This window comes from Microvirga sp. 3-52 (assembly GCF_018383585.1).
GTDB lineage: Bacteria > Pseudomonadota > Alphaproteobacteria > Rhizobiales > Beijerinckiaceae > Microvirga.
In genome coordinates this window covers 1-26,631 of sequence record NZ_JAHAMK010000033.1, presented here as the reverse complement: position 1 = coordinate 26,631, position 26,631 = coordinate 1, and the positions used below count along the sequence as shown (strand labels likewise).

Annotated in this window: 25 protein-coding genes and 3 tRNA genes; 12 read left to right on the top strand and 16 right to left on the bottom strand. The window is 63.6% G+C overall.

Going from position 1 to position 26,631, the window contains the following annotated elements; translation table 11 throughout:
- Nucleotides 1-72 precede the first annotated feature (72 nt).
- The 3 genes from KHP60_RS20305 to folE all read right to left on the bottom strand — a co-directional run bounded on the left by KHP60_RS20305 (nt 73) and on the right by folE (nt 2,371).
- Nucleotides 73-1,227 (bottom strand): MFS transporter, encoded by a 1,155-nt coding sequence (locus tag KHP60_RS20305; protein WP_213566121.1) that lies wholly within the window; start codon nt 1,225-1,227, stop codon nt 73-75.
- Nucleotides 1,228-1,310: 83 nt separating this feature from the next.
- Nucleotides 1,311-1,727: a phosphoribosyl-AMP cyclohydrolase gene (gene hisI / locus KHP60_RS20300; RefSeq protein ID WP_213566120.1), complete on the bottom strand. Its 417-nt coding sequence runs from the start codon at nt 1,725-1,727 to the stop codon at nt 1,311-1,313.
- 8 nt (nt 1,728-1,735) lie between these two features.
- Entirely contained in the window at nt 1,736-2,371 is a 636-nt protein-coding gene (folE, locus tag KHP60_RS20295; protein WP_213566119.1) for a GTP cyclohydrolase I FolE, read from the bottom strand.
- Between the two features lie 161 nt (nt 2,372-2,532).
- On the opposite strand from folE, the gene KHP60_RS20290 reads away from it, so the two are divergent.
- Nucleotides 2,533-2,982 carry an iron-sulfur cluster assembly scaffold protein gene (locus tag KHP60_RS20290; protein WP_213566118.1) on the top strand — a complete coding sequence of 150 codons (450 nt, stop codon included), beginning with the start codon at nt 2,533-2,535 and terminating at the stop codon, nt 2,980-2,982.
- Nucleotides 2,983-3,087: 105 nt separating this feature from the next.
- Here the strand turns inward: KHP60_RS20290 and KHP60_RS20285 are convergent, their stop codons facing one another.
- Nucleotides 3,088-4,119 carry a radical SAM protein gene (locus KHP60_RS20285; protein ID WP_213566117.1) on the bottom strand — a complete coding sequence of 344 codons (1,032 nt, stop codon included), beginning with the start codon at nt 4,117-4,119 and terminating at the stop codon, nt 3,088-3,090.
- A gap of 204 nt (nt 4,120-4,323) precedes the next feature.
- Between KHP60_RS20285 and yidD the strand changes: the two genes are divergently transcribed.
- Together yidD and thrS are read left to right on the top strand one after the other, a co-directional pair.
- Complete coding sequence (gene yidD, locus KHP60_RS20280) at nt 4,324-4,716, top strand: membrane protein insertion efficiency factor YidD (protein WP_213566116.1); 393 nt, start codon at nt 4,324-4,326, stop codon at nt 4,714-4,716.
- A 78-nt stretch (nt 4,717-4,794) separates the two neighbouring features.
- Entirely contained in the window at nt 4,795-6,807 is a 2,013-nt protein-coding gene (thrS, locus tag KHP60_RS20275; RefSeq protein WP_213566115.1) for a threonine--tRNA ligase, read from the top strand.
- 315 nt (nt 6,808-7,122) lie between these two features.
- Here the strand turns inward: thrS and KHP60_RS25285 are convergent, their stop codons facing one another.
- The 3 genes from KHP60_RS25285 to KHP60_RS20255 all read right to left on the bottom strand — a co-directional run bounded on the left by KHP60_RS25285 (nt 7,123) and on the right by KHP60_RS20255 (nt 11,961).
- Nucleotides 7,123-8,496, bottom strand: a complete 1,374-nt coding sequence (locus KHP60_RS25285; protein WP_249688968.1) for a CBS domain-containing protein — start codon at nt 8,494-8,496, stop codon at nt 7,123-7,125.
- Nucleotides 8,497-8,603: 107 nt separating this feature from the next.
- Entirely contained in the window at nt 8,604-9,488 is an 885-nt protein-coding gene (locus KHP60_RS20260) for a hypothetical protein (protein WP_213566114.1), read from the bottom strand.
- 28 nt (nt 9,489-9,516) lie between these two features.
- On the bottom strand, nt 9,517-11,961 hold the full coding sequence (locus KHP60_RS20255; protein ID WP_213566113.1) for a YfhO family protein: 2,445 nt from the start codon (nt 11,959-11,961) through the stop codon (nt 9,517-9,519).
- A 293-nt stretch (nt 11,962-12,254) separates the two neighbouring features.
- Between KHP60_RS20255 and KHP60_RS20250 the strand changes: the two genes are divergently transcribed.
- Nucleotides 12,255-12,818, top strand: a complete 564-nt coding sequence (locus tag KHP60_RS20250; protein ID WP_213566112.1) for a nitroreductase — start codon at nt 12,255-12,257, stop codon at nt 12,816-12,818.
- A gap of 5 nt (nt 12,819-12,823) precedes the next feature.
- Nucleotides 12,824-13,432: a flavin reductase family protein gene (locus KHP60_RS20245; protein ID WP_213566111.1), complete on the top strand. Its 609-nt coding sequence runs from the start codon at nt 12,824-12,826 to the stop codon at nt 13,430-13,432.
- A 117-nt stretch (nt 13,433-13,549) separates the two neighbouring features.
- On the opposite strand, the gene KHP60_RS25730 is transcribed toward KHP60_RS20245, so the two are convergent.
- From KHP60_RS25730 to KHP60_RS20225, 4 genes are all read right to left on the bottom strand, one after another.
- On the bottom strand, nt 13,550-15,946 hold the full coding sequence (locus KHP60_RS25730) for an Ig-like domain-containing protein (protein ID WP_213566110.1): 2,397 nt from the start codon (nt 15,944-15,946) through the stop codon (nt 13,550-13,552).
- Between the two features lie 724 nt (nt 15,947-16,670).
- Nucleotides 16,671-17,543: a CoA ester lyase gene (locus KHP60_RS20235; protein WP_213566109.1), complete on the bottom strand. Its 873-nt coding sequence runs from the start codon at nt 17,541-17,543 to the stop codon at nt 16,671-16,673.
- Nucleotides 17,543-18,022 carry a MaoC family dehydratase gene (locus tag KHP60_RS20230; protein ID WP_213566108.1) on the bottom strand — a complete coding sequence of 160 codons (480 nt, stop codon included), beginning with the start codon at nt 18,020-18,022 and terminating at the stop codon, nt 17,543-17,545. Before KHP60_RS20230 ends, KHP60_RS20235 begins: the two co-directional genes overlap by 1 nt.
- A gap of 53 nt (nt 18,023-18,075) precedes the next feature.
- Nucleotides 18,076-18,849: an NAD kinase gene (locus KHP60_RS20225; RefSeq protein WP_213566107.1), complete on the bottom strand. Its 774-nt coding sequence runs from the start codon at nt 18,847-18,849 to the stop codon at nt 18,076-18,078.
- A 49-nt stretch (nt 18,850-18,898) separates the two neighbouring features.
- Here KHP60_RS20225 and cutA point away from each other — a divergent pair, with 49 nt between their 5' ends.
- On the top strand, nt 18,899-19,228 hold the full coding sequence (gene cutA / locus KHP60_RS20220) for a divalent-cation tolerance protein CutA (protein ID WP_213566106.1): 330 nt from the start codon (nt 18,899-18,901) through the stop codon (nt 19,226-19,228).
- Here cutA and KHP60_RS20215 read toward each other — a convergent pair.
- Both KHP60_RS20215 and KHP60_RS20210 read right to left on the bottom strand, forming a co-directional pair.
- Entirely contained in the window at nt 19,225-20,205 is a 981-nt protein-coding gene (locus tag KHP60_RS20215) for an MBL fold metallo-hydrolase (RefSeq protein ID WP_213566105.1), read from the bottom strand. The two genes, cutA and KHP60_RS20215, sit on opposite strands and share 4 nt — an antisense overlap.
- A gap of 93 nt (nt 20,206-20,298) precedes the next feature.
- Nucleotides 20,299-21,096, bottom strand: coding sequence for an RNA methyltransferase (locus tag KHP60_RS20210; protein WP_213566104.1), 798 nt, complete (start codon nt 21,094-21,096; stop codon nt 20,299-20,301).
- Between the two features lie 166 nt (nt 21,097-21,262).
- Between KHP60_RS20210 and KHP60_RS20205 the strand changes: the two genes are divergently transcribed.
- Complete coding sequence (locus KHP60_RS20205; protein ID WP_213566103.1) at nt 21,263-21,439, top strand: hypothetical protein; 177 nt, start codon at nt 21,263-21,265, stop codon at nt 21,437-21,439.
- Between the two features lie 472 nt (nt 21,440-21,911).
- The gene (locus tag KHP60_RS20200) at nt 21,912-22,223 is read left to right on the top strand and encodes a hypothetical protein (protein WP_213566102.1); all 312 of its coding nucleotides are present in this window, start codon (nt 21,912-21,914) and stop codon (nt 22,221-22,223) included.
- 84 nt (nt 22,224-22,307) lie between these two features.
- On the opposite strand, the gene KHP60_RS20195 is transcribed toward KHP60_RS20200, so the two are convergent.
- Nucleotides 22,308-22,382 (bottom strand) — tRNA-Thr (locus tag KHP60_RS20195).
- Nucleotides 22,383-22,521: 139 nt separating this feature from the next.
- Here KHP60_RS20195 and KHP60_RS20190 point away from each other — a divergent pair.
- Entirely contained in the window at nt 22,522-22,833 is a 312-nt protein-coding gene (locus KHP60_RS20190; RefSeq protein ID WP_213566101.1) for a hypothetical protein, read from the top strand.
- 78 nt (nt 22,834-22,911) lie between these two features.
- Here KHP60_RS20190 and KHP60_RS20185 read toward each other — a convergent pair whose 3' ends face one another.
- Complete coding sequence (locus KHP60_RS20185) at nt 22,912-24,630, bottom strand: MFS transporter (RefSeq protein WP_213566100.1); 1,719 nt, start codon at nt 24,628-24,630, stop codon at nt 22,912-22,914.
- Between the two features lie 236 nt (nt 24,631-24,866).
- The gene (locus tag KHP60_RS20180; protein ID WP_213566099.1) at nt 24,867-25,691 is read right to left on the bottom strand and encodes an RNA methyltransferase; all 825 of its coding nucleotides are present in this window, start codon (nt 25,689-25,691) and stop codon (nt 24,867-24,869) included.
- Nucleotides 25,692-25,883: 192 nt separating this feature from the next.
- Between KHP60_RS20180 and KHP60_RS20175 the strand changes: the two genes are divergently transcribed.
- The 3 genes from KHP60_RS20175 to KHP60_RS20165 all read left to right on the top strand — a co-directional run.
- Nucleotides 25,884-25,968, top strand: a tRNA-Tyr gene (locus KHP60_RS20175).
- Between the two features lie 17 nt (nt 25,969-25,985).
- Nucleotides 25,986-26,059: transfer RNA gene (locus tag KHP60_RS20170), tRNA-Gly, on the top strand.
- Nucleotides 26,060-26,488: 429 nt separating this feature from the next.
- Nucleotides 26,489-26,631: GTP-binding protein (locus KHP60_RS20165; RefSeq protein WP_249688973.1), on the top strand; the 143-nt coding region annotated here is incomplete at its 3' end.

Genomic DNA, 26,631 nt, shown 5'->3' with positions numbered 1-26,631 from the left:
TCCTGTCCCATTCATGCCAGCCTGCCATGAAAGCCGCGTGAATGGTGCCCTCAAGTTTCAATTAGGACTGGTTCAGGAAAACTGAATGGTGGAGCGCTGCAAAGCCCGCTGCGACAAAATGATGATGACGAAGGCAAAGGCGATGAGAAGGCCCAGCATCCCGCGAAGGCTGAAGATTTCTCCGCCGAATCCGATCAGCGGAGGACCGAGAAGCAGGCCGCCGTAGCCCAAAGTCGCCACCATGGCGACGCCCATGCTCGGCGGAAAATCCTTCATCTGGCCTGCCGTGCTGAACAGGACCGGTACCGTATTGGCGAGGCCGATCCCGACGAGAGCGAAGCCGATGGAGGCCGGCAGGGGGTGCGGGAGGACCATCGCCAGAGCAAGGCCGAAGGCCGACAGTAGCCCTCCGAGCTGCAAGGTGCGCACGCGGCCCAGATGCCGGACGACGAAGTCGCCCATGAAGCGACAGATCGTCATGGTGAGGGAAAATGCGGCAAAACCCGTGACGGCAGCCTCCAGGCTCGCTCCGGCGACGGTCTGAAGATAGATCGCCGACCAATCGACGATCGCACCCTCGACGATGAAGCAGAACATGGCAAGCACAGCCAGGAGGATGACGCTCCCCCGCGGCCAGGCGAAGCCGTGTCCATCCATTGCCCGCTCCTTTTCTCCAAGCATCCAGAAGGCCGCCAGCAGGAAGAGAAGGCCCATCCCGAGGCAGGAGATCACCAGTGTCGGGACGATTCCCACGTCGAACGCGATGAGGAGGCCGGACGCGCCGGCGCCTGCCAGCCCGCCCAAGCTGAAGAAGGCGTGAAAGGACGACATGATGGCCGAGCCCCAGGCCTTCTCGACCACCGTGGCATTGGTGTTCATGGCAATGTCCATGGTGCCGTTGCAGGCTCCCGCCAGGAGAGCGGCCACGACGAAAAAGCTCAGGCTTGGCGCGAGGCCCGGGAGCAGCAGGGCCCCTGCGAAGGTGAAGGCGGCGATCAGGGTCATGGTGCGGCTGCCGACCACGGCCACGGCCCAGCCGATGACCGGCATCAGCGCCACCGCGCCGAGGGAGAAGGCCAGGAGACCGAGGCTGAGCTGGCCGTCGGACAGGCCGAGCGACTCCTTGAACCGGGGAAGCTGGGCTGCCCAGGTGCCGATGCCGAAGCCGTTGCCGAAGAAGATTGCGCTGGCGGCCACCCGCGCGGGGAGGAGGTCACGTCGTGTCATCGGGTCTTCCTAACCCGGACGCCCGAGAACTGCACCCGTTTCCTGGATGACGGCAGCCCTGCATTTCCAGGGGAGTGCCGGTCTCAATCGATCACGAGACGAGGCTCGGTGCCGGAGGTCTCGACCTTCCGGTAGAAGCAGGAGCGGCGCCCAGTGTGGCAGCAGCCGCCATCTCCGGCCACCTGCACCCTCAGCAGGAGGGCATCCTGATCGCAATCAACCCGGATCTCCTTGACGGTCTGGATCTGCCCGCTCGTCGCACCCTTGTGCCAGAGTTCGCCGCGCGAGCGGGACCAGTACCAGGCTTCGCCGGTCGCGATCGTCCTGGCCAGAGCCTCGGCATTCATGTGCGCGACCATGAGGATCTCGCCGGTCGCGAGATCCGTCGTGACGCAGGTGATCAGCCCGTCCGCCCCGAAGCGAGGCGACAGGACGGTTCCCTCCTCGAGCTCGGCCTTCGAGCCGGGCGCGGGAAAGGACTTGGAGATCGTCGCGCTCATGAGCGGCCTCAGCCCCTGCTGTTCCGCACGAGGGTGAGGAAGCGCACCTGCTCGGCCGGCTCTTCCTTGAAGATGCCGGTGAACTGGGTGGTCAGCGTCATGGCGCCTGCCTTCTGAATGCCCCGCATGGACATGCACATGTGCTCGGCCTCGATCATGACGGCGACGCCGCGCGGATCGAGCGCGTTGACCATGGCCTTGGCGATCTGAGAGGTCATGGTCTCCTGCGTCTGCAGGCGGCGGGCATAGGCATCCACGAGGCGGGCGAGCTTGGACAGGCCGACCACGCCCTTGGTGGGATAATAGGCCACATGCGCGACGCCGAAGAACGGCACCATGTGGTGTTCGCAATGGGAGTGGAACGGAATATCGCGCACGAGCACGATGTCGTCGTAGCCTTCGACCTCTGCGAAGATCTTGTCGAGGATTTCCGATGGATCCTCGCCGTAACCGGAATAGAATTCCCGGAAAGCCTTGGCGACGCGCTTGGGCGTGTCCAGCAGACCTTCGCGGGTCGGATCGTCGCCCGCCCAACGGATCAGGGTGCGAACCGCCGCTTCGGCCTCTTCCCGGGTGGGGGTTGAAACCGGCTTGTCGGCGGCTGTCGTCAGACGCGTGGACAGGGACTTAACCACATCACTCACGTGGAGCCTCTTTTCTCAATTTTTGAACCGTGGAAGCTTGGCTGCCCGGCAGTTTCTATTTTCTTTCCAGACAGAGTTCCGAAGACTGCCGTCGCAGAACTCTATCACAGCACTTATATAGGCATATGAGCACATTCCCAACCGTCATGTCATAGGCCGATATGCTGAACGACATCTACAGCCGACGCATTCTCGAGCTTGCCGCCGACATTCCACACTTGGGGCAGCTGTCCGAACCCGATGCGTGCGCGACAGCTCGCTCCAAGCTCTGTGGCTCGACCGTCACGGTTTATGTGAAGCTTGATGGCAACGTCGTGACGGCCTTTGCCCACGAGGTGAAGGCCTGCGCTCTCGGCCAGGCCTCATCGTCGATCATGGGTCGGAATATAGTCGGGGCGACCATAGAGGAGCTTCGCGAGGTTCGCGATGCGGCAAGTCGTCTGCTCAAGGCCAATGGAGAGCCGCCTCGGGGGAAATGGGAAGACCTTAAGGTCTTGGAGCCACTACGGGATTACAAGGCGCGCCATGCCTCGATCCTTCTCACCTTCGATGCCGTCGTGGACGCGCTCGATCAGATCGAGGCCAGGAGGGTCGAGCGCTCCGTTGGATAAATGCCTATGGCGGTCTCGCACCGCGTGAAGGGCCGCGCGAGACCGTGAGCTGAGCCCGGCTGGGGCTTGTGGGGCCTGTAAGCCCAACGTTCTGCGGGCCGTTCTCTAGGCCGAAACCTGCACCGCTGATCCGCGACGCCCGATTCGCTCCTGGTCGTCGGCGGAGCCGTAGCGGCGGTCCAGGGTCCGGGTCGTGCTGGCCCAGTCGGCCATGGACCGAACCCCTTCCATCTGCTCGGCGACGAACGGATCGGACCGCCAAGCCTGTGCCCTCGACCAGAGAAGATCCAGCGGCTCATGGAGAACGTTTCCGACCTTCGCCTCGTAGATCGGAAAGGCACGGAGCGCTCCATCGGGCTCGATCTGCAGGATATCCAGATCCACGAGGCTCGCCCCGGGTTGCGGCAGGAAATACCTGACGTCGGTCACCGAGATGCGGGGACCGTTTTCATGACGAGCGGCAAGGCGCCGGCCGACATCGATCAGATCGACCAATTCCTCAATCGTGAGAAGTCCTGTCGTCTCGAACTCCCGCTCGGCCCCCAGACCGGACGGAACGACCGCGCCGAAGCGAATGAAATCGAGCCTCGGAAACCGTTTGACGGCCGCCTCGACGAACCGCTCGAGGTCCGCTTCCTTCGCGCCCGGACGTGTTAGGGTGTAGTCGATCCCCAACGTGAAGCATGTCCGTCCGGCGGCCCGGCGCTCGTCCTTCACCCGGTGCAGGGCGTCCAGCGCTCTCATCCCGCGCTCGAAGGCGCCGGCACGCCCGCGAACGGCATCGTGAATTTCCGCGTCGGCGCCATCGATGCTGACAGCCACGCCCGAGACCGCATCCGCGAGGGCGGCGGCCATCCTGTCCTGGATCGACCAGCCGGTCGTGAACACCGTGACCTCGATGTCTGCGTCATGGAGACGCTTCATGGCCTCGACAGCCCAACGGACCGATAACGGTTCTCCGCCGCTGAACATCACGTTCTTCGCCTGCGCCGCGAGCATCACGTCGACGACACGCATCGCCGTGTCTCGATCCAGCGTGCGGGCGGGACGGCGTCCCGATTCCGAATAGCAATGCCCGCACCGCAGCGGGCAGGCGTAGGTAATATCCCAGATGAATTTGCTGATTTTTACGGTCATTATACGTGCTCCAAATACCGCTGCGCGACTCGGCGGGCAAAACAGCAGTGAAATGAAGTATCGTATATAAATTCTGGCGTGCCACTAAGTGGTGGTTGAGTCTTGCGGAATATCTTACGATATAACGAATACATCTTAGGTTGTGTCTGTATGGGAATGCCGTAGAGTCGTGAGTGTTTTCATCCCGTCGCAACCTTACGTGACATGCCGATAGATCGAGGATCGAAACTGAGAAAGAGCCCCCAGGAGACGACATCGAGGCATTTCCCCCGCCGGATTGCTCACATGGCCATCCGCGGCTACCAGCTGAGCCTCTCCGGTCTGATCGGCCGCCAGTGCCGCCATCTGCCGTCATGCTCCGAATACACGGACGAGGCGATCCAGCGGCACGGCTTCTGGCCAGGGGGCTGGATGGGGCTCGCCCGCATCTGCCGCTGCGGCCCCTTCGGCACTCACGGCATCGATTGGGTCCCTGAAACATTGCCCGACGGCTCAGCCTGGTATAAGCCCTGGGCCTATGGTCGCTGGCGGGGCGTGAACGCTCCGAAAACCGCCTCTGCGATCACCTGCGAGGCAGTCGAACCTGACGGCGGCTGATCTCGCCTTTCAACCCAACAAACCGTCGGCCCCCGCTTACCTGCTCCGTTGGCAGGAGTGAGCCAGGAGAAACATTTGATGATTACCCTGACATTCCCCGATGGCGCCCAGCGCCAGTACGAATCCGGCATCACAGGCCGCGAGATCGTGGAAGGCATCGCCAAGTCGCTGGCCAAGCGCACCGTCGCCATGGCGCTCGACGGCACGGTCGCCGATCTCGCCGATCCGATCACCAAGGATGCCAAGATCGAATTCCTGAATCGCGAGGATCCGCGCGCCCTGGAGCTGATCCGGCACGATGCCGCGCACGTGCTCGCGGAAGCGGTGCAGGAGCTGTTCCCGGGAACGCAGGTCACCATCGGCCCCGTGATTGAGAACGGCTTCTACTACGACTTCGCCCGCAACGAGCCCTTCACACCCGAAGACTTCCCGGCCATCGAGGCGAAGATGCGCGAGATCATCGCGCGCGACAAACCCTTCACCAAGGAGGTCTGGAGCCGCGACAAGGCTCGCCAGGTCTTCAAGGAGAAGGGTGAGACCTACAAGGTCGAGCTCGTGGATGCGATCCCGGAAGGCCAGGATCTCAAGATCTACTCGCAGGGCGACTGGTTCGATCTCTGCCGCGGCCCGCATATGACCTCCACGGGCAAGGTCGGCAACGCCTTCAAGCTCATGAAGGTCGCAGGCGCCTATTGGCGCGGCGACTCGAACAACGCGATGCTCACCCGCATCTACGCGACCGCCTGGGCTGCCCAAGAGGATCTCGACAATTACATCCGCCAGCTCGAGGAGGCCGAGAAGCGCGACCATCGTCGTCTCGGCCGCGAGATGGACCTGTTCCACTTCCAGGAGGAGGGGCCGGGCGTCGTCTTCTGGCATCCGAAGGGCTGGACGGTGTTCCAGGAGCTGATCTCCTACATGCGCCGGCGCCTGAAGGGCACCTATCAGGAGGTCAACGCGCCTCAGATCCTCGACAAGGCCCTGTGGGAGACCTCGGGCCATTGGGGCTGGTATCGCGAGAACATGTTCGCGACCCAGACCGAGGACGATCGGGTCTTCGCCATCAAGCCGATGAACTGCCCGGGCCACGTGCAGATCTTCAAGCACGGGCTGAAGTCCTACCGTGATCTGCCGCTGCGCCTCGCCGAGTTCGGCAACGTGCATCGCTACGAGCCTTCGGGCGCGCTGCATGGCCTCATGCGCGTGCGCGGCTTCACGCAGGACGATGCGCACATCTTCTGCACGGAAGATCAGCTCGCGGCCGAGTGCCTGAAGATCAACGACCTGATCCTCTCGACCTACGCCGATTTCGGCTTCGACGAGATCGTCGTGAAGCTCTCCACCCGCCCCGAGAAGCGCGTCGGCACGGACGAGATGTGGGATCATGCGGAAGACGTGATGACCCGCGTGCTCAAGCAGATTGAGGATCAGTCCGGCGGGCGCATCAAGACGGCGATCAACCCGGGCGAGGGCGCGTTCTACGGCCCGAAGTTCGAGTACGTGCTGCGCGATGCCATCGGCCGCGACTGGCAGTGCGGCACCACGCAGGTGGACTTCAACCTGCCGGAGCGGTTCGGCGCGTTCTATGTCGATGCGGATGGTCAGAAGAAGACGCCCGTGATGGTGCACCGCGCGATCTGCGGCTCCATGGAGCGCTTCACCGGCATCCTGATCGAGCACTTCGCCGGTCATTTCCCGCTCTGGCTCGCGCCGGTGCAGGCGGTGGTCGCCACCATCACGTCCGAGGGCGATGAATACGCCATGGAGGTGGTGCGCGCCGCCGACGCCGCAGGGCTTCGCGTGGAGGCGGATCTGCGCAATGAGAAGATCAACTACAAGGTCCGCGAGCACTCGCTCGTGAAGGTGCCGGTGCTTCTCGTAGTGGGCCGGAAGGAGGCCGCGGAGCGGACGGTGTCCATCCGCCGCCTGGGAAGCCCGAACCAGCAGACCATGACCCTCGACGAGGCTTTGAAGGCTCTCGCGGCAGAGGCCGTCACGCCGGACCGCCGACGAGCGGCGAGGGCGGTGTCCGAGCCGGAGGGCCACGTGACGCTCGATGGGCATCACGTGGTCGAGCGGACGATCGCTTAGGGACTTATGGATTCAATGACGAAGGCGGCGCTCCTGAAAAGAGGCGCCGTCCTTTGCGTTCATTCGACCCCTTCACGTCATGGCCGGCCTTGTGCCGGCCATCCCGATTCTATGAAGCGCCGCCGCGCCGAAGCACACGCCCCGTGTCATCCCCGGCGAACCGAAGGCTCGGGAAGGGGATCCATGGTTCGGAGCCTGTGAGTGGATTCCCTTCCCCTCCGCTTCGCTCCGGCCGGGAATGACACCCGATGGCGCCTTTCCGGTCGGAATCACCGGCACAGGGCCGGTGATGACGTAGTGTGTATGTTTGGACGATTAACTCGTCTGCCGCTGCCGTCCCGTCGTGCGGCCGCCAGGAGCCGTACCGGCCGTCGTGCCTGCCGTGCCGCTACCCGGATTGCCCGTAGCTGCACCGGCATCGCCCGCTTCCGTTCCGGTTGCATGCGTCCCCTGGCGCTGTCCGACACGCAGATTGTTCTGCACGTGGCTCACACCTGACACGGATTCGGCGAGGTCCTCGGCACGCCGCTTCTCGTTGCGGTCGCGGACCGTGCCCGTGAGGGTGACGTCCCGGTTCTGAACCTGCACCTCGATCTCCGACGCATCGATGATGGCATCGTCCGTGAGGCGCTCGCTGATGTCCTCGCGGATGCGGTCGTCCGAGCGCTGATAGCCCTTTGGGCCGCGCCCTTGATGCTCGCCCCGGCGCACCTCGCCACGGCTGGCGGTTGCGTCGTTGCCGAAGCGGGTGTTGCCGGGACCCATGCCGTAATTGCTGTGGTCCCGCCGCTCGTTCACGAGACTCCAGGTGCGCTCGCGATCCTGCATGCGGCGATCATCCTCGTTGCTGTCATCGCCGGGACGGGCGCGCTCTCCGGTGATGGTGGAGGCGCCGTAGCGCTTCGGATGATAGCCTCTACCGGCGGAGCCGCGGCCGGCATATTCGTCGCCGGAGTTCTGATAGCCGTCGCCGCCGAAACCGCCGCGCATGCGGGCGTTGCGGGCTCCCTCCTCGCCGGGATAGCCGAAGCTGCCGAAGGCCGCGCGCACGTCATCCTCCTCGCGGAAACGGAATTGCTCGCGGCCGCGATTGCGCGAGCGGTCGTCCCGGCCGCGCCGATCGTCGTGATAGTCGTGCGGGCGATGGCGCCAGTCGTCATCGTCGCTCCGCAATCGCCGGTCGAGTTCACGGCGCTCGTCACCGGTCAGGCGGGCTTGCCCGCCGCCGCGGGTCTGGTCGGCCCGTGACGAAGTCGGCGTACCGGTGCGGTCGGGCTCCGAAGGCGTAGAGATGCGGTGCAGCGCGCGGGAGGCCTCGCCCTCGCTGTCCGTTGCGAGATCGCCGAGCGCCACGATGCCGACCAGGTGCTTGTCATGGTCGACCACCGGGAGCCGGCGGATCTGATGATCGCTCATCAACTCGACGATGTGGTTGACGTCGTCGTCGTCGAAGCACCACCACACGTTATCGGACATGACGTCCCGCACGCGGGTCGTGTCGGGCGGGAGGCCGGCCGCCGTTGCCCGGACGGTGATGTCCCGGTCGGTCACCATGCCGCGCAGGCGGCGTCCGTCGCAGACGGGCAGCACACCCACATTCATCTCGTCCATGAGGCGCGCCGCTTCCTGGATCGTCCGGTCCGGACTCACAACGCGCACGTTGCGGGTCATGATCTCTGCGATTTTCATGAGCTTCCTCTCCAGCAAGGTCACGCCTTGGGAGTTCAGGCTCATGCGGGGCGCGACCGGTGATTGGCCATCGGTCAATGCCGCGGGGACGGAAAGGTTCAGCGGATTCAGGGGGCGGCGATGATCTCGATATCCCGGTCGCGCCCGCTCTCGATCTTGAACTCGCGGGTATAGACCTTGCCCTCGTGGCGCGCGATCAGGACGTATTCGCCCTCGGCCAGGGTGACCGACGGAAAGGCCCCGATGGCCTCGCGGATCACGTCGCCGCCGGGGGTCAGCACGCTGAAGGCCGTGCCGGCGAAAGCTTCGCCGCCCACGGATGCGACCAGCTTGAGGGTCACCGTTGCAGCGCGGTGGTTGAGGGTCGCTTCGGTGACGCGCCCCGATTCCACCTTCAGGTCGCTGCGCATGATCGCATTGGCGTCGCCATAGGTGGAAACCACGTGATAGGTGCCCTCGGGCAGGCGTATCATGTCATTCGCCTTGGCATCGCCGATCACGAGCCGGCCTTCGGAGTTCTGCGCCTCCGGCACATAGATGGAGAAGGCGAGACGGTCCGCGGCTATCGGGTTTCCGCTCACGGCTCCCTTGAGCTGAAGGGCACCCGCATTGATGGCGAGCCGCTCTGTGAGATTGCCCCGCTGCACGCTGATCCGCTTCGAGGCGCTGGCGAAGCCATAAGCCACGTGGATGATGTAGTTGCCGGGCGAGAGGGTGAAGCTCGGCATGGGGCTCGTGGAGCGCGCGACGATGGTCGGCTGGGACGCGTCTCCGCGATCCTCGTAGATCCGCCAGACCAGCCCCGAACGGATCGGCTCGTTGCTTACGGCAAAGGTCGCACCGGCATTCAGCGTGACCTGCCCGACGGAAATCGGCGGGAGGCTCTGCGACATGGACGGCACGGCAGGCGACTGAGCCGATGCGGCCGTGGCTGCGATGAGGCCGAGCAGCAGGCCGAGAAGGGGAAAGGGCTGTTTCACAAACAAGGTCATTGCAAGGTCATCGAATGAATATCGGCTCTCATTGGAGCGGAGAGGCAATTGCCGTCTGAATCGGCTTCTCGTCGCTTGTGACGAGATCGGAAGCGGCTGCAATCAGATTTTCGAGCGACATCGGGCGGAAGTGGAACTCGACCCGGTGGCGTCCGGGGCCGATCTCGACGCCGCGGAACAGCAGGTTGGCGCGCACGATCGGCCGGCGCTCGCCATCGACCCATGCCTCCCACCCTGGATAATGGATATCGTGCAGCACCAGCACCCCGTTCTCGCTGTTCTCGACCTCCAGGGCGATCGAGTTCCGCTGGTAGCTGACGATGCGCGCTTCTCCCTTGGCCTTGTCGCGGGCGGAACCCGCTGGCCCGTAGGAAGCCTTGAGCAGCGCCATGCTTTCATCATCGATGAGGGCTTCCGTCTCGCGGTTGAACTCCGGCAGCTCCTCCAGGCCCAGCACGGCCTCGGAATCCACAGGTGTCACATGATGCGCCACGTAGGCGCGCGGGACGGAGGTGTTGAGCCGGTAGATCCACATCCGGCCGGTCCCATAGACGACCTCGGCACCGGTCAGCCGCGGGAAATGGCGCGGCAGCTTCTCCACGGGGCGATCGAGCACGATGTAGTCGAGCCCGAGCAGGCTTGCGAGCTGGCACTTGTAGCCCCGGAAACTCGTCGGGAAGCGGCGCAGATTCGGATCTTCCGCGTTTTCGCCGGGTCCGATGGCCCGCTCGTAATCGGCCAGGCGGAGGGGGTTGTAGCCGATGATGTCCTCGATCCCGAGGACCATGGACGCATTCTGCCAGGCCCCCTTCAGACCGAGGATCTCCACGCGGGGATACTCGCCCCGTGCGTGGCGCTCGGCGAGCTCCCGCTTGAGGATCTGCAGGCCCTGCAGCTGCTCCGGCGGCAGCTTCGTGAAGACCGTGTAGCGCTCGGCAGGTTCCGCATTCAGCGCTGAAGCCGCATGGCGGCCGATCAGCTCCGCACCTGTCAGGGTCACCAGCACGAGAGCCGTCGCCTCGCGCCAGCGCGATACGCCGCTCATCCTGGTGATCACGGCGATCGTCAGGGCCGCCGCCGCGAGGCTCACGCTGATCTCGATGACGGCCGGGGACATGTGTCCCCCCTTGATGGCGAATGCCAGGGCGCTGGCGATGGCAGCGACCAGGAGGCCGAGCGCCAGGAGCGGCAGGGCCGCCCAGAGCCGCCCGAGCGAAGCCCTGTTCCACTTTGGCAGCCCTTCCGTCACATTGCGATGGACGAGATAGCCTGAGGCGAAGGCCAGCGCGATGTTGATCAGGAAGGTCGCGTCGGCCGGCCTGCGGTAGAGGTTCACGCCCGGGATGTGGTCGAAGATGACTTCGAAGCCCGGCGTGTAGCGCCCAAGGGCGTAGAACAGGGCGGCGATGCCGACGACGAGGAAGAACCGGAACTCGCGGGCGAACAGGCGCCCGCCTGCGATGCCGTGCCAGAGGAGGAGGAGAGCCGGAATCGTGCCGACGAACAGGTAGTTGGTGGCCCTGTCCGTCCAGGTTCCCTCGGACAGGCTGTGCCAGTCCGGTCCCCAGTAATCATAGGTCCAGCGCAGGGAGCCGAAGACGTTTCCGAACAGGATCGTCGCCAGGCTCTCCGGGGGCAGGGACCCCATGGCGGCCACGCCGAAGCCGAAGGAGGGCCGCGTCGACGTGGCGAGGAACTGCATCGTCAGCACGACCGGCACGACGAGGAGCGCGCCGCCGACCACCCCCATGAAGAGCAGGAGCCCGAGGCGGGACCTGAGATAGGCGAGGGACCGGGGCGCTGTCCAGACCCGCTGCGCGGCGAGCGCGATGAGCGTCAGGGCACACAGGAAGGCGACCTGATCCCGCCCGATGACCATCATGGCGGCGCAGACCGCGAACAGCAGGCCGTAAAGGTACGAGCGGCGGTCCAGGGCCTCCTCCAGAAGCAGGAAGGCAAGCGGGAAGAAGCCGTAGCTGAAGATCATGCCGGTGTGCTGGAGCCGGGCCGTGGCGGAGCCACCGAGCATGAAGATGAGAGCGGCCGCCACCGCCCCGGCCAAATGCCATCCTCTCCGGCGGAACAGGGGCACGAAGGCCAGTGCTCCGGGGAGGAAATGAGCGAAGACCACCACGTCGAAGAGCTGCATGGACGGCTCGGGCACGAGCCACCCGAACAGGAGCATGGTGGGCGTGAAGAGCAGGGATTGCGGATCCGCCGCCGAGGGGTGTCCGCCGAAATGGTAGGGGTTCCACAGGGGAAGCTCCCCATGGGCGAGGGCGCTGCCCAGGTAGCGCAGGGTCGGATAGAACTGGTTCTTCGAGTCCCACGGAACGACGGTTCCGGTCAGGGGCCATAGGGAGGCAGCCAGCGCCCAGGCCGCGAGGATGAGGGCGAACGCCATCAGGGCCTGGCGCTGCGGCGAGGCTGTCAGGGAAGGTGGACCGTCCAGTCCGGAAATCGATGTCTGCATTGCTCTCAAGCGGCGTCCCGCCAACCGAACCTCTTCCCATGAGACCATCCTCCGGCCTGCCTTAAGCATGCCGCCGGGTCCGCTACGGGTTGAAACCTGCTTGGCGTCTGACCGCACTCCCCCTATACATCCGCTGCTGTTTCTTTTGTGCCGCGGCGCGTCTTCGGGATGCCCGCGCTCCCTCAAGCGCAGCAAGACGGCGAGACGATGGCAAGCCGGCGCTTGCCTGGCTCGCGGCCTTCGAAAGCATCCATCTACATTGTTTCACATTATTCGAGCCGGATGAAGATCCCATGAATGAGTGCCTCTCCCGCCTTATGCAGCGCCGCTCCGTTCCTCCGCGCTGGCTGGGCGAGCCGGGCCCGAGCGACCAGGAGGTCGAAAATCTCCTGAAGATCGCATCCCGGGTGCCGGATCATGGCAAGCTGGTTCCATGGCGCTTCATCCTGATCCAGGGCGAGGGGCGGCGGCGCCTCGGCGATGTGCTGGCGGCGGCTTACCAGACGGACAACCCTGGCGCCGATGCGGAGAAGGTCGCCATCGAGCGGGAACGCTTCATGCAGGCGCCCCTCGTCATCGCGGTGGTGTCCCGTGTGGTCCCGCATGTGAAGATTCCGGACTGGGAGCAGGTCCTTTCGGCCGGTGCCGCCTGCATGAACCTTCTCACGGGAGCGACCGCGCTCGGCTATGGCGCGTCCTGGCTCACGGGCTGGGCCGCTTTCGACCGGCGGGTGCTGGACGCTCTGGGGCTGAAGCCCGATGAGCGGATCGCGGGCTTCGTCCATATCGGCACAGCCAAGGAGATACCGGCTGACCGGGACAGGCCTCGCCTCGCCGACATCGTGACGCGGTTCTAACGCGCATGTTCTACGAAACCTCAGCCAACGCCCACGGCCTCCCGCACGATCCGTTCAAGGCCCTCGTCTCACCCCGGCCCATCGGCTGGATCAGCGCCATCAGTGAGAAGGGGGAGGTGAATCTTTCCCCCTATTCGTTCTTCAATGCCGTCTCCGAGCGCCCGCCCATGGTGGCGTTCTCCTCATCGGGCAAGAAGGATGCACTGACCTTCATCGAGGAGACGGGGGAGTTCGTCTGCAACCTGGCGACCTATGATCTGCGCGAGCAGATGAACCTGACGTCGGCGGTTCTGCCGCGCGGAGAGAACGAGATGGAACATGCCGGGCTGACACCCGCGCCGTCCCGCCTCGTGAAGCCGCCACGGGTGGCGGACGCCCTTGCAGCGCTCGAATGCAAATGGCTGCAGACGGTTCCGCTCCATCCCTTGAGCGGCGGCGATCCGTCCTATTACCTCGTGATCGGGCAGGTGGTCGGCATCCACATCGACGACCGCTACATCGTCAACGGCCTCGTCGACACCGCCGCCATGCGCCCCATCGCCCGCTCCGGTTACCGGGATTACTTCGTGGCGACGCCGGAGACCAAGTTCTCGATCACGCGGCCGGGCGGCTGACGGGCATCGCGGTTGGCGCGAGGAACAAGTCTTCCATCAAGTAAAAGAAAGCGGCCTGCGAGGTCCCTCGCAGGCCGCTTTCTTTTCGTTTGGGCTCGATGTGAAGCTGAGACCGTCTTAGATGACGAAGAAGTCCTTGTTGGTCATAGTGGTAAGCTTCTTGGAGAGCTGGGCGATCTCTATCGCCTTGCCCTTGCCCGAACCATCGGCATCATAGGACAGAACACCGGTCTTATCATTGTAGACGATGTAGTCGTTCTTATCCTTGGCCTTGTCGCCGATGGTGAAGAACGCCTTGCTGAGCTGCTTGGGGTTGGAGAGTGTGCCCGATCCCAGCTTCTTGAAGATGGCGTTGTCGAGATAAATGCTGTCGTCCCTGACCGAGAAGTCCTTGATCGTATCGAAGTTCACCTTCCGGTCCGTGCTCGATGTGCCGAGAGCCGTGTCAAAGACAAAGACGTCTTTGCCCTTGTCGCCCCACAGCTTGTCATTGCCGGAGCCGCCATAGAGCATATCGCTGCCGGCACCGCCCTTGAACGTGTCCTTTCCGGTTCCGCCCTTCAGCACATCGGCCGTGGCGGTGCCCGTGACGCTCTCGGCTGCGATGTCGGTCACATCAACGGTCAGAGACTTCTCGAAAGTAGCACCGGCTGCGTCCTTCACCCGGACCTTGATGGTGTGCGACGCGGCCTGCTCGTAATCGAGCCTTGTGCCGTTCGCGACCTTCAAGACGCCTGTCGCGTCGAGGGTGAAGCGACCGGCTGCACTATCCACCAGTTCATAGGTGAATGAGCCGCCTTCGGGATCGGAGACAGTCAGCTTGCCGACCTCCTTTCCAGCCGTCGCGTTCTCTTCGATCTTGGTGTTCGACAGAGAGAGATTCCAGGGCGCATCGTTGACCGGCTTGACGGTCAGCGTGAAGGTCTGAGGCGCGCTCTTCTCTCCATGCTCATCCACGGCCCGGTACTGGAAGGTGACGGTGCCGTTGAAATCGGCCGCCGGAACGTAGCGGAATGTGCCGTCGGCGTTGAGCGTCAGACCTGCCACCGGTGCGACGAGCTCATAGGTGAGAGCGTCACCGTCCACATCCGTTGCATCGGGAAGCTCTCCGACGAGAGCCTTGTCCTCGTCGCCGGCTGCACTGTTTCCGGTCACGGCGGCAACAGGTGCATCGTTCGCGCCCGTAATCGTGACCGTGATGACCTGGGTCGCCGTTCCGTCCAATGACTTGACGGTCAGCGTCTGCTCAACCTCTTGACCTTCCTTGAGGGATTGAGCCGCGTTGTTCAGAGTGAAGGTCCACACGCCATTTGTCGCGTTGAAGGTGAAAGCCCCATACTGCTTCTGAAGGTCCGCAGCGTTCACAGCCTGGAACGTGTCCTCGCCCCAGTCTTCGTCCTGAACCGAGAGAACGCCCATGACGGTCTGTGTGGTTCCATCCTCGATCAGCGAACCGGTGATGTCGCCGTTAATGGCCGCATCGTGTTCGGCCTCGATGGCGGCATCGGCCGCCGCAAGCGCAGGGATGATCTTGCCGTCGCCGAAGAACTTTCCGCCCGTCAGTGCGCTCCGGAGCGCAAGCATGCGAAGACCGAGCTCGGCCATATAGGCCGGCTCGTCGAGGTGGCTGACGATTTCGGCCAGGACCGTGGTGAAATCGTCGTCGGCCAGATCCGCCGCGCGGGCCTCGGCATCTGGATCACCGCTGTTAGACCATTCTTCGATCAGATCCTGGCGATTCTGATTGACCAGTTCGATGGTGTCCAGGATTGCGTCCGTCATCTCTGCTGCCGTCGTGGCCGCGTCGAGTGCGGTGATGAACTCAAACTTGGAGTATTCGACGTCGATCTGCATGCCGACGGCGGCCTTGATGTCGTCGATCGAGGCGAAGTCGCCGAACAGAGTTTTGATCTCGATCACGCCGAGGCCGATGGCCTGCTCGCGGCCGCCGCCGTCGGGAAGGGTCGTGAGCTTTGCAAGAGCGTCCGCATCGAGCAGAGTCGCGGTGTTGTTCTTGATGAGAGCAAGAGCATCCTGCCAGCCATCCGTGTTATTGCCGTCAATGGCATTGAAGGCAGACACCAGGGCTTCGTCATCGATCTCCTGATCCGCCGCATCCAAGGCAGCGACAAGGGTGCCGACGCCGTTGAAGGGACCGCTTTCCGTGCGGGCGATCAACATTTTTTCCGCCAATGCGCCCATATAGGCATCGTCGCCGAGATGGGACGCGATCTCATGCAGGACGGTTGTATAAGCTTCGCCCTCAAGCTCTTCTGCACGAGCCATGGCCTCGGCATCGCCGCTAGCGGACCACTTCTCGATCAGTTCCTGTCGATGGGCGTCCAGGGCTTCCACCTTCGTGAGCGCCATTGCCATTTCGTCCGCATTGGTGGCAGCGGCAACGGCCTGGATGAACTCATACTTGGCGTATTCGACATCGATCTGGTAGCGCACCTCGGCGATCAGGGTGTTGATGTCGATAAAATCGCCGAACAGAGCTCTGACCTCATTCACGCCCATGCCGATGGCCTGCTCGCGGCCGGCGTCGTCGGGGAGAGTATCCAGCTTGTCGATGTGCTCCTGATCGAGCAGATCGTTACTGTTGGCCTTGANCCATGCCGATGGCCTGCTCGCGGCCGGCGTCGTCGGGGAGAGTATCCAGCTTGTCGATGTGCTCCTGATCGAGCAGATCGTTACTGTTGGCCTTGATTGCGGCCAAAGCTGCCTGCCAAGTCGTGGCAGCGTTAAAAGCATCGAGAATCGCTTGAGACATCTTATTCCCCCATGGTTCGCTGGCCAGCGAACCTGTCCGTGCGCCAGCGCAGCCCCAAGGGTGGCCGCAAGGCTTTGTGAATTGGCCTGTGTCCAGCCCACTTCCGAGCATGAGGAGGGGCTTATTGTGACGCTGTATCGGATAAAGGGCCATAGCCCGCGCTGTATACTACCTGTTTAGACAGTATATAACGTTTATTATCCTATCGGTTGGATTGCGGCTCAGGCGGTGCTTTCCGGCCACGGAGGATCTTCGGAGCGGGAAACATGGCTGCTGTTCCCGCACAGCTCGCCTACCGTTCAGGAGGCTCTCAAGAGCTTCTGGAGCAGAAGTACTTTTCGATGGGACTATTCACGAAACCGGGGAAAGCTCTGGACCCCGTGAATTCTATATGCTCGAGCGATTGCCCAGGTCATCAGACCCCGGCCCGTGACCGGGGCCCAATTCCAGGCCATCATAAAGCCCCTAGAGCCGGCCGGCACGCCTCAGCAACCGCTCGGCCCGCAGCAGATGCGGGCGGTCGAGCATCTCGCCGTTGACGCCGACGACACCGGCGCCCGGATTGGCCTCGAACGCCCGGATCACGGCCTGCGCCCGCTCGATAGCCTCGGGGGACGGGGTGAAGGCCTCGTTGATCACGGGCACCTGAGCCGGATGGATCGCCATCTTGGCGACGAAGCCGTCGCGCCGGGCCGCCCGGCACTCGGCTTCGAGGCCGGCCATGTCGCGGAAGTTCGTGAAGACGGAGTCGATCGCATCGACGCTCGCGGCCGCGGCGCCCAGGAGGGTGAGGGAACGGGCGAGACGGTACGGGTCCGTATAGGCGCCGTCCTCTCCCCGGTTGGTCTCCGCCCCGAGATCGGCCGACAGGTCCTCGCCTCCCCAGGTCAGGCCCATCAGGCGGTGGCTCGCGCCCGCGAAGGTACCCAGCGCGAAGACGCCGGCGGCGGTCTCCGTCGCGATGGCGAGGATGCGGGTGGCGCCGTCCTCGAGGCCGAACTCCGCCTCGCGCACCGCCAGCTTGGCGCCGAGATGAGCCACGTCCGTTCCGCCGACGGCCTTGGGCAGCACGATCCCGTCGGGAGCCGACCGCATCACGCCGTCGAGATCCGCATCGATCAGGCCCGTCGTCAGCCCGTTGACGCGGACGAAAAGACGGGGACGTTCAGTGTCCTTATCCTGCTCCGAGAGAAAGGCCGCGGTGATGCGCCGGGCCTCGTCCTTGGAATCGAGCGCGACCGAGTCCTCCAGATCGATCAGGAGCACGTCGGCGCCCGAGTTCATGCCTTTCTCGAGCTTCTTCGGGCTGTCGCCCGGCACGAACAGCAATGACCGCATCAGGCGCTCCTCTTGCGCATGAAGGCCTGCCGACGGCATTCGGCCACGAGCGTGCCGTCCTGCTTGTAGGCGCGGTGAATGAAGTCGACGATGCCGGCATCGGGCCGGGATTTTGACTCGCGCTTGGCGACGATCTCCGTGGTCGCGCTGATCGTGTCGCCCTCGAAGAGCGGTGCGGGAAACTTCACGTCCGTCATGCCGAGATTGGCGATGGTGGTGCCGACCGTCGTGTCGTTGACCGAGATGCCGATCAGGAGGCCGAGAGTGAACAGGGAGTTCATGAGCGGCTTGCCCCATTCCGTCTCGGTGGCGCAGAAATGCGCATCGATGTGGAGCGGCTGCGGGTTCAGGGTCATGTTGGAGAACAGCATGTTGTCCATCTGCGTCACCGTCCGGGTCAGACGGTGCGCGATGGTCGTGCCGACGACGAAATCCTCGAAATAAAGGCCGCCCCTCGGGTGCCTGCTCTCATCGTTCATGGCGTGACCTCATGGTTTTGAACGGCATGTTGGATCCCATGCCTTTGCTGCCATCAATAGCCGAATTGCTCCCGCAGGATTCGCTCGTCCAGACTGTGGCCGGGATCATGCAGCATCACGAGATCGACGCTGCGGTCCATGGAAACATGCACGTGGGAGACGTTGCGGAATTCCGTGTGGTCCGCCACGGCGCTCACGGGGCGGTTCTCGGCTTCCAGGACCTCGATCTGGATCTTGGCGTAATCCGGCAGAAGCGCCCCGCGCCAGCGGCGGGGACGGAAGGCGGAAATCGGCGTCAGGGCGAGCAGGGTCGCGTTGAGCGGCAGGATCGTCCCGCCGACGGAGAGATTGTAGGCGGTCGATCCCGCCGGCGTCGAAACCAGGATGCCGTCGGCGATGAGTTCGGGAATCCGCACGTGGGAATCGACGCTCACACGCAGCTTTCCCGCCTGGTAGGTCTGTCGGAACATGGCGACTTCGTTGATGGCGCGGGCCGTATGAGCCACGCCGTGCACGTCCCAGGCCACCATCAGCAGCGGGTGCACGACGCTGCGCTCGGCCGCTTCCAGCCGCTCGAACAGGTCTTCTTCCCGGTAGTCGTTCATCAGGAAGCCGACCGTGCCCTTGTTCATGCCGTAAATGGGCTTGGCCGTGCCCATGAACCTGTGCAGACTCTGCAGCATCAGGCCGTCGCCGCCGAGCGCCACGATGGCATCGGCCTCCTCGGGAACAACATGGGCATAGCGGCCCTGCAGGGTCTTCAGCGCGTCCCGCGCGTCAGGCGCGGCGCTGGCGACGAATGCGATATTGTTGAAACGGCGGGCCATGCCCAGTTACCCTCGTTGCGTCCGACCGGATGCGGAGGAAAGGCATAGCATGGATCGCCCGCTTCTCGTCTATACGACCTTTCCCGATGTGGACATCGCCCTGTCGATTGGAGAGGGGCTCGTCCGGGATCGGCTCATCGCCTGCATCAACGTGCTGCCCGGCATGCGGTCCGTCTATGCGTGGAAGGGCACCATCGAGCAGGGGCAGGAGGCGGTCGGCATCCTGAAGACCCGCACGGGCCTTCAGGATCAGGTGCATCGGGCCCTCAGGGAGCGGCATCCCTATGAGGCGCCGGTCATTCTCTTCATCGAGCCGACCGGCGCGGACGAGGCCACCCTGGAATGGCTTGTCGGGGAGACGGCCGGAGACAGACCTTAAACGGCCGGGCTCCACTGCACCGGCACGAAGCGGAAGCCATTGCCGTCCTTCGCGACATGGCCCGTCGCCGGGAAGGGCGCATGGTAGAACGCGACCTGCGCCCGCTCCGAGGCGGCCATGTCCAGCATCTTGCGGCGGGTGGCCCGCGCCTGGTCCGCATCCATGTCGAAAACCGCCGACCAGTCCGGGTTGCGGACGAAAAGGGCAGGGTGATTCGCCGTGTCCGAAAGGATCAGCAGCCGGCCCGAGCCCGACGAGAGCATGTAGGCCGTGTGTCCCGGCGTATGGCCCGGCGCGGCGATGCTCGTCAGTCCCGGCACGATCTCCTTGTCCATCTCGTAGTGCTTCACGTCCTTGGCGATGGGGCCGAACACGCGGCGGGCGCCCTGAAAACCGCCCCTGGCGCCCTCCGGAGCCTGGTTCATGCGGGCGTCGTCCATCCAGAAGGCCCATTCGGCCGCCGGCACGAGGACCTCGGCATTGGGGAAGACGGCCGTGCCGTCCTTGCGACGAAGGCCGTTGATATGATCGCCATGGAAGTGGCTGATGACGACGGTGTCGACCTGCGACGGGTCGAAGCCGGCGGCGCGAAAGTTATCCAGCCAGCGGCCCGTGGTGGGAGCGCCTGAATCTCCATTGCCCGTGTCGATCAATGTCACTCGGCCGCCTTGATTGAGGACGAGGGTGGTGAAGGAGTTCTGGATGATGTCCGGGGGCAGAAACGCCTCGCGGGCCGCCTGCTGCACGGCGGAGAGTTCCGCGTTGCGGATGAAGCCTTCGAGAGCACGCGGCGCGGAGCCGTCGTTGATGGCGGTCACCTCGATATCGCCGACCTTGTAGCGGTAGAAGCCGGGCGCCTGGCGCGGGCCGGATCCCTGCGCCGGAGCCGAGGTGGTGGTCTGGGCCAGGGCGGGGCTCCCGAGGGGAGCGGCGGCAAGGGCGGTGCTGGCAAGAACGGTGCGGCGTGTGATTGTCATGAGGGTCTCCAGGCATGGGAGCAGAAGCCTAGAACGGCTATGCTTGGAGACAAGAGAGCTGCCTTTCACAACTCAGCGAGCAGCGTTGCGATGTCAGCCATCTCTGGAGAGATGATGCAAAGCAATCCCGCTCGTGGTTGCCACATTCAGCGAATCGAAATCACCGCTCATGGGGATGGATACGGTCCTGGTCCGCGCCAGCAGTTCCGGGGGCAGCCCGGGTCCTTCGGCTCCGAGGAGCAGGGCTGTTCGCCGGGAGGGTTTCACGTGGGAAAGGGTCTCTTTGCCGGACGGGGATAGGGCCATCACGTCGAAGGATGCCGCCTGCAGGGCGTTCACCATGGCCTCCGCCGAGGCAGCCCTGGTGAAGGGCACCACCAGGGCACCTCCGACCGACACACGGACGGCCTTGCGGTAAAGCGGGTCGCAGGTCTCCCGGTCGAGCAGAACCGCCCCAGCGCCGAAGGCCGCCGCATTGCGGAAGATCCCACCGACATTATCATGGTTCGCCAGGCCGATCAGGCCGACCACGAGCGCCTTCTCCGCTAGTCGCGAGAGCAATTCCTCCACCGGCAGCAGGGGAGCCCGATGGGCGATGGCCAGGATGCCCCTGTGGATCGGAAAGCCCACGATGGCATCCATCACCGTCCGGTTCGCCGTATAGACCGGAACCTCGGGAGCAAGCCGATTCAGCTCCTCGCCCAAGGTCTCGAGCCGGCTTTCCGCCAGCAGGAGTGACTCGATCCTGAAACGGGACTGCTTCAGGAGCAGTCGCAGGACCACCTCGCCTTCCGCGACGAAGCGATGCTGCCGTCCGACGAGATCGCGCTCCCGGACGGCGCGGTACGGCTCGATCCGAGGGTCGTCAGGGTCTGAGATTGCGATGGGCATGGAATCTCGTGGATCTCAAGGCTGGGTTGCACTTCTCGTCGTCTGTCTAACGGCCGGAGGCGTCTTTGCCTATGCAGGCGTCTCACGGAACAACGACTTGGCATACCGGTTAGCCCACTGAAACAGCCAGGGCCACAGAGCGCGGTCTTTCGCAGGGAGACGATCGATGGATTGGGACATAGCCGATGGTTGGATTTGGGGCCTTGTGATTATCGGTGGGCCTTTGCTGATTGGCATCTTCATGGCCGTTTACAGCAGCCGGCGCCGCAGACTGACGCGAACCGAGCAGAAGGTGTCCGATCAGGCCGCTCATGAAAACTGGGGCAAGGAGCGCATTCATTAGGAAAACGCGGACTGGCGCCGGAGCGGAGATGAGGGCCGCTTGAAGCCGGCTCACGATAAGCAGGCCCTAGGCCAGTCGGTGATGAAGACTCAATGGCCCGTCCATGAGCCGGAGGTTGGCTCTTCACGCGGCAATCCGGCAAGTTCTCTCGACAGCCGGGTCGCCATGATCGCAGCCACGACCGCGGACGCTATGGCGGCTGAACCCATCACATTCAGTAAGAGCACATCCACATACGCCTCCATCGTGACATGGAGCGTGCAGCCTAAGCCTCGTGCCTGGAAACTCTGCCTGGGCACTCGGACTACCTCTGCGGACGATCGACTGTCGACAATTGGGTAGGGCGCCGATCCCGGCCAATCTCGATGATGTGATGCGTTTTTCGTGGAATGTGCCCGTGGGCAGGGGGCGGCGCGGAAACATTCGAGCGCCTCATCCGTCGATAGGAACCTGGAAACATGAGGACAGATTGATGAAAGCGATTACGGCGCCATTACTGACCGCGCTGCTCCTGGCGGCCCCGCTGAGTGCCGCGATGGCCCAGGAAAATCCCGCGACACGAGCCTGCATGCAAGGCGAGCAGGAGATCGGAGGAACCTGCCAGCCGCTGACCAGATCGCCCGGCCGATCGAGCAGCGGTAGTACGGATTCCGGAAATCCCGGCAGTACTGGCAGCACCGGTGGCGGCAGCTCGCAGGGCGGACAGAATTCGGGCGGTTCCGGAGGGCAGGGCAACGGCGGATCCGGCGGGAGCGGGAACGGCGGCGCGGGCGGCGGTCAGTGAACGCCTCCTTCATACCGGGGCGTGAAACGGGGCCACTGCAATCGTCACGAACGGGCTGGCGTGAGGTTCCTCCCAGCGGAGGAATGGTGCCGGTGGAGAGGATCGAACTCCCGACCTTCGGTTTACAAAACCGCTGCACTACCGCTGTGCTACACCGGCTGACGTCACGGTGCTCAGGTAGCAGTCCGGGAGGCGGGATGCAAGTTCCATACAAACGTAAATATTAAGTGTCCCAGCACACCGAAACCAACGCCGATTTCTGGAATTGTCAGGAAAACCTGATCATGGAGTTGGTGTTATGAAGGCCTTAGGGGCATCTGTTCGTAGAAGAGCTTCGCCGCTCGGCGGCGTTCTCAAAGTAATGGCCGTTCTGGCGATGGCCGTCGGCTTCGGTCTGGCTGCGGAGCGCACGGACGCCGCTCATGCGGGTCACAGCGTAGCGGCCAAGCCTGACAAGGAGCCCGTGACCTCGGTGGCTGTACAGGATGTGGAGACCACGTCCTCGATCCAGACCAAGCCGGCGAATGACGGAACCTGCGATATCTCCCGCAAGCGCCTCTTCGTGGAGGGCGAGGGTTGGATCGTCCGCCGGGTGACGACCTGCTACTGATCGGCGGCTTCGCCTGGAGGCAAAAGAAAAGCCCCGCCTCAAGGCGGGGCTTTCCTGTTCGGAGAGGCCGGTGAAAGCTCAGCGCTTCGCGGCGACACCCTCGTAGGTCATGATGTCCCGGTCCTTGGTCTCCGGCACGAAGAGGAGGCCGACCACGAAGGTCACCAGGGCGATTATGATCGGGTACCAGAGGCCGAAGTAGATGTCGCCGGTGGCTGCCACCATCGCGAAGGCCGTCGGAGGCAGCAGGCCGCCGAACCAGCCGTTGGCGATGTGGTAGGGCAGAGACATCGCGGTGTAGCGGATACGGGTGGGGAAGAACTCCACCAGAGCCGCCGCGATCGGGCCGTAGACCATCGTGACGTAGATCACGAGGATCGTCAGGATTCCGATGGCCTTGAGAGCCTGGGTATTGCCGAGAGCGTCGAAGAAGCCGCCGACCTTCAGGATGCTCGGGTCACCGGCCTTCGGATAACCCGCTTCCGCCGCAGCGTTCGTAAAGGCGGTGATGTTAGCCGGGATCGCCGGAGCCAAGGGAGCTTCCTTGCCGTTGAAGGTCACCTTCGTCGGTGAGCCTGCCGCAGCCGGAACGAGTTCGTACTTGACCGCCGCACGGGCGAGGGACACGCGGGCGATATCGCAGGGTGCGGTGAAGGTGCGGATGCCGACCGGATCGAACACGGAGCCGCAGGTGGCGGGATCGGCCACGACCTGGACCTTGCCGGTCTCGAGCGCCTGGTTGAGGCGTGGGCTCACCACGCTCGTGAGGGCGCCGAAGAGTGGGAAGTACGTGATCGCCGCGATCAGGCAGCCGCCGAGAATCACCGGCTTGCGGCCGATCTTGTCCGACAGCGCACCGAAGAACACGAAGCCGCCTGTGCCGAGAATGAGCGACCAGGCGATCAACACGTTCGAGGTGAGCAGGTCGACCTTCAGGATGCTCTGGATGAAGAACAGGGCGTAGAACTGACCCGTGTACCACACCACGGCCTGGCCGATCGCGAGACCGACCAGGGCGATGAGCACCATCTTGACATTGCCCCACTGGCCGAATGCCTCCTTGAGAGGCGCCTTCGACTGCGTGCCCTCGTCCTTCATCTTCTTGAACGCCGGGGATTCCTGCATCTGGAGGCGAATCCAGACCGAGATGCCGAGCAGCACGACGGAGAGAAGGAACGGGATGCGCCAACCGGCGATCGGCCAGCCTTCACCCGTCTGGAAGCCCTGCTCGCCCATCCAGGTGCGGAGCACGAGAATGACGACGAGGGAGAGCAACAGGCCGACGGTTGCTGTGATCTGGATGAAGCTGGTGTAGAAGCCGCGACGTCCCACGGGTGCGTGTTCCGCCACGTAGACCGCAGCGCCGCCGTACTCACCGCCGAGTGCGAGACCCTGGAGCATGCGCAGGGCGATCAGGACGACGGGAGCGATCCAGCCGATCTGAGCATAGCTGGGCAACAGACCGACAAGGAAGGTCGAGAAGCCCATGATCAGGATCGTGACCAGGAAGGTGTATTTCCGGCCGACGAGATCGCCGATGCGGCCGAAGAAGATTGCGCCGAAGGGGCGGACGAGGAAGCCCGCAGCGAAGGCGAGCAGTGCGAAGACGTTACGGGTCGTCACGTCGAAGGCGGAGAAGAACTGCGCGCCGATGATCGTGGCGAGCGAGCCGTAGAGATAGAAATCGTACCATTCGAAGACGGTACCGAGGGAGGAGGCCAGAATGACCTTCTTTTCCTCCCGCGTCATCGGCCGCTTTGCGGCGGCCGAATGAGGCGTGGTAGCTGCTGTTGCCATAGGGTTCCCTTCCGTTCATGTGCCCGGTGATCCGGGTTCTGAGCCGCAAGCCATGCTGTGCAGGCCTGGGCCGCGGCATCGTGGCTGCGCATGGCAGCCAAGAATCCAACGGATGGGAGGCTAACTCCGGGCTTCCTTTCCACAATTCACAATTGGTATTTGCGACTTCCGTCTAAGAAGCCGTACAACAAAATAATTTACTCATATATTTCAGTTAGTTGGACTTCGCTTCGGCTTCACTTCGGAGCGCCTCTGGAGGCTCCTTTAACCACAGCATAAAGGCATACCGCAGCGGCATTGGACACGTTCAGGCTCTTGATGGCTCCGGGCATGTCGAGTCGGCCGATGACGTCGCAGCAGTCGCGGGTTCTCTGTCTCAGGCCCTTGCCCTCCGACCCCAGTACCAGAACGACCGGCAGACTGATCGCGATCTCGTCCAGGCTGGCCTCGCCCGAGGAATCGAGCCCGATTCTCTGGAAGCCGCGCTTGCCGAGCTCGGTCAGCGTATCGCCGAGGTTGCGCACGATCATGAAGGGCACATGCTCGAGGCCGCCGGATGCGGATTTGGCGAGAACCCCCGTGGCAGCAGGGCTGTGCCGGGCCGTGGTGATGATGGCCTCCACGTCGAAGGCGGCAGCCGTGCGGACGATGGCGCCGACATTGTGAGGATCGGTGATCTGGTCGAGGGCCAGGACCACGCGCTTGCCGCTCAGGGTGTCGACGGACGGGGAGGGCAGGGGATCGGCCTCGACATAGAGGCCTTGATGCACGGCATCCGGCTCCAGGAGGCGATTGATCTCGTCCGGGCGGACGATCTCAGGTTCGATAGGCAGGGGAGCATCCAGCTCTTCGTTCAGGCGCCTGGCAGAGTTCTCCGTGGCCAGGAGGCGGCGAATCGTCCTTTTGCCGTTGCGCAGGGCTTCCGCGACGGGATGCCAGCCATAGAGGATTGTGGTGTCGATCTCGAAGTTCGGCCGTCTGTCCTGAGGAGTGCGGCGACCGGTTTTCCCGTGCGGGCGCTGAAATCTCGGCTTGCGGGATTGGAAGGGACGGTCGCTCATGGTCGTTGGATCTCGTGTGTTGACGGAAGGGCCCATAGCACAGTGTACGCCCATTCACGACCCGTCCGATTTCGTTGCGCTTTGAGGTTGACACCGGCCATGCAGGTCACCATAAGAGCGCCACGGAACGCTCAGCCACGGCGAGCGCTCTGCAGAACAGCCTCGGCGTTTTGCGTTCGGGTTGGGTCTTAAGGGGGAATGTCCCGAGCGGCAAAGGGGGCGGACTGTAAATCCGCTGGCTATGCCTTCGTAGGTTCGAGTCCTACTTCCCCCACCACCCAATCAGAAGGGCACGCGGGTGTAGCTCAATGGTAGAGCAGCAGCCTTCCAAGCTGAATACGAGGGTTCGATTCCCTTCACCCGCTCCAACCTTCCGATCCTCTCCTCCACATCTTTGTCAGCCACGCCGGTTTCGGGCCCTGGATGGGGCGTTCCAGCGCTGTTTTGCCGAATCTCCGGCGGCTTCCCTTCCAGTCCGCCCCACGGCTTGACCTTTGAAGATCTCTGGCCAGGCAGGGTCGTCGCGATTGACGTGGGCGGACCAATTTCATCCGGCTCGGATCGGCCGGGGAGGGGTTCGTTTTCCGCTATACAATGGGGCTCGGTGGCAAAACCGCTGATCGGGGCGTGGCGGCTGGGATCGCGCCGGCTTTCGGAAGGTCGGATCTTGGTTATTCGATGATCACAGATTATCTGTCCGCCTATCGAAACTGGCACTTGCGTAACTGAGCAAAGAGCCCTATTGGGCGGCACGAGTTTGCCGTTCAGGTATCAAAGCGTGTCGAGGATCTAAGGACATGGCGAAGGAAAAGTTTGAGCGCAATAAGCCGCACTGCAACATTGGGACGATTGGTCACGTGGACCATGGCAAGACGTCTCTGACGGCGGCGATCACGAAGGTTCTGGCGGAGTCGGGCGGGGCGACGTTTACGGCGTACGA

Bases quoted from the DNA above. Each gene is read 5' to 3' on its own strand.
- KHP60_RS20305 (WP_213566121.1), bottom strand. From the start codon at position 1,227: ATGACACGACGTGACCTCCTCCCCGCGCGGGTGGCCGCCAGCGCAATC.
- hisI (WP_213566120.1), bottom strand. From the start codon at position 1,727: ATGAGCGCGACGATCTCCAAGTCCTTTCCCGCGCCCGGCTCGAAGGCC.
- KHP60_RS20290 (WP_213566118.1), top strand. From the start codon at position 2,533: ATGCTGAACGACATCTACAGCCGACGCATTCTCGAGCTTGCCGCCGAC.
- KHP60_RS20285 (WP_213566117.1), bottom strand. From the start codon at position 4,119: ATGACCGTAAAAATCAGCAAATTCATCTGGGATATTACCTACGCCTGC.
- yidD (WP_213566116.1), top strand. From the start codon at position 4,324: ATGCCGATAGATCGAGGATCGAAACTGAGAAAGAGCCCCCAGGAGACG.
- thrS (WP_213566115.1), top strand. From the start codon at position 4,795: ATGATTACCCTGACATTCCCCGATGGCGCCCAGCGCCAGTACGAATCC.
- KHP60_RS25285 (WP_249688968.1), bottom strand. From the start codon at position 8,496: ATGAAAATCGCAGAGATCATGACCCGCAACGTGCGCGTTGTGAGTCCG.
- KHP60_RS20260 (WP_213566114.1), bottom strand. From the start codon at position 9,488: ATGACCTTGTTTGTGAAACAGCCCTTTCCCCTTCTCGGCCTGCTGCTC.
- KHP60_RS20255 (WP_213566113.1), bottom strand. From the start codon at position 11,961: ATGCAGACATCGATTTCCGGACTGGACGGTCCACCTTCCCTGACAGCC.
- KHP60_RS20250 (WP_213566112.1), top strand. From the start codon at position 12,255: ATGAATGAGTGCCTCTCCCGCCTTATGCAGCGCCGCTCCGTTCCTCCG.
- KHP60_RS20245 (WP_213566111.1), top strand. From the start codon at position 12,824: ATGTTCTACGAAACCTCAGCCAACGCCCACGGCCTCCCGCACGATCCG.
- KHP60_RS20235 (WP_213566109.1), bottom strand. From the start codon at position 17,543: ATGCGGTCATTGCTGTTCGTGCCGGGCGACAGCCCGAAGAAGCTCGAG.
- KHP60_RS20230 (WP_213566108.1), bottom strand. From the start codon at position 18,022: ATGAACGATGAGAGCAGGCACCCGAGGGGCGGCCTTTATTTCGAGGAT.
- KHP60_RS20225 (WP_213566107.1), bottom strand. From the start codon at position 18,849: ATGGCCCGCCGTTTCAACAATATCGCATTCGTCGCCAGCGCCGCGCCT.
- cutA (WP_213566106.1), top strand. From the start codon at position 18,899: ATGGATCGCCCGCTTCTCGTCTATACGACCTTTCCCGATGTGGACATC.
- KHP60_RS20215 (WP_213566105.1), bottom strand. From the start codon at position 20,205: ATGACAATCACACGCCGCACCGTTCTTGCCAGCACCGCCCTTGCCGCC.
- KHP60_RS20210 (WP_213566104.1), bottom strand. From the start codon at position 21,096: ATGCCCATCGCAATCTCAGACCCTGACGACCCTCGGATCGAGCCGTAC.
- KHP60_RS20205 (WP_213566103.1), top strand. From the start codon at position 21,263: ATGGATTGGGACATAGCCGATGGTTGGATTTGGGGCCTTGTGATTATC.
- KHP60_RS20200 (WP_213566102.1), top strand. From the start codon at position 21,912: ATGAAAGCGATTACGGCGCCATTACTGACCGCGCTGCTCCTGGCGGCC.
- KHP60_RS20190 (WP_213566101.1), top strand. From the start codon at position 22,522: ATGAAGGCCTTAGGGGCATCTGTTCGTAGAAGAGCTTCGCCGCTCGGC.
- KHP60_RS20185 (WP_213566100.1), bottom strand. From the start codon at position 24,630: ATGGCAACAGCAGCTACCACGCCTCATTCGGCCGCCGCAAAGCGGCCG.
- KHP60_RS20180 (WP_213566099.1), bottom strand. From the start codon at position 25,691: ATGAGCGACCGTCCCTTCCAATCCCGCAAGCCGAGATTTCAGCGCCCG.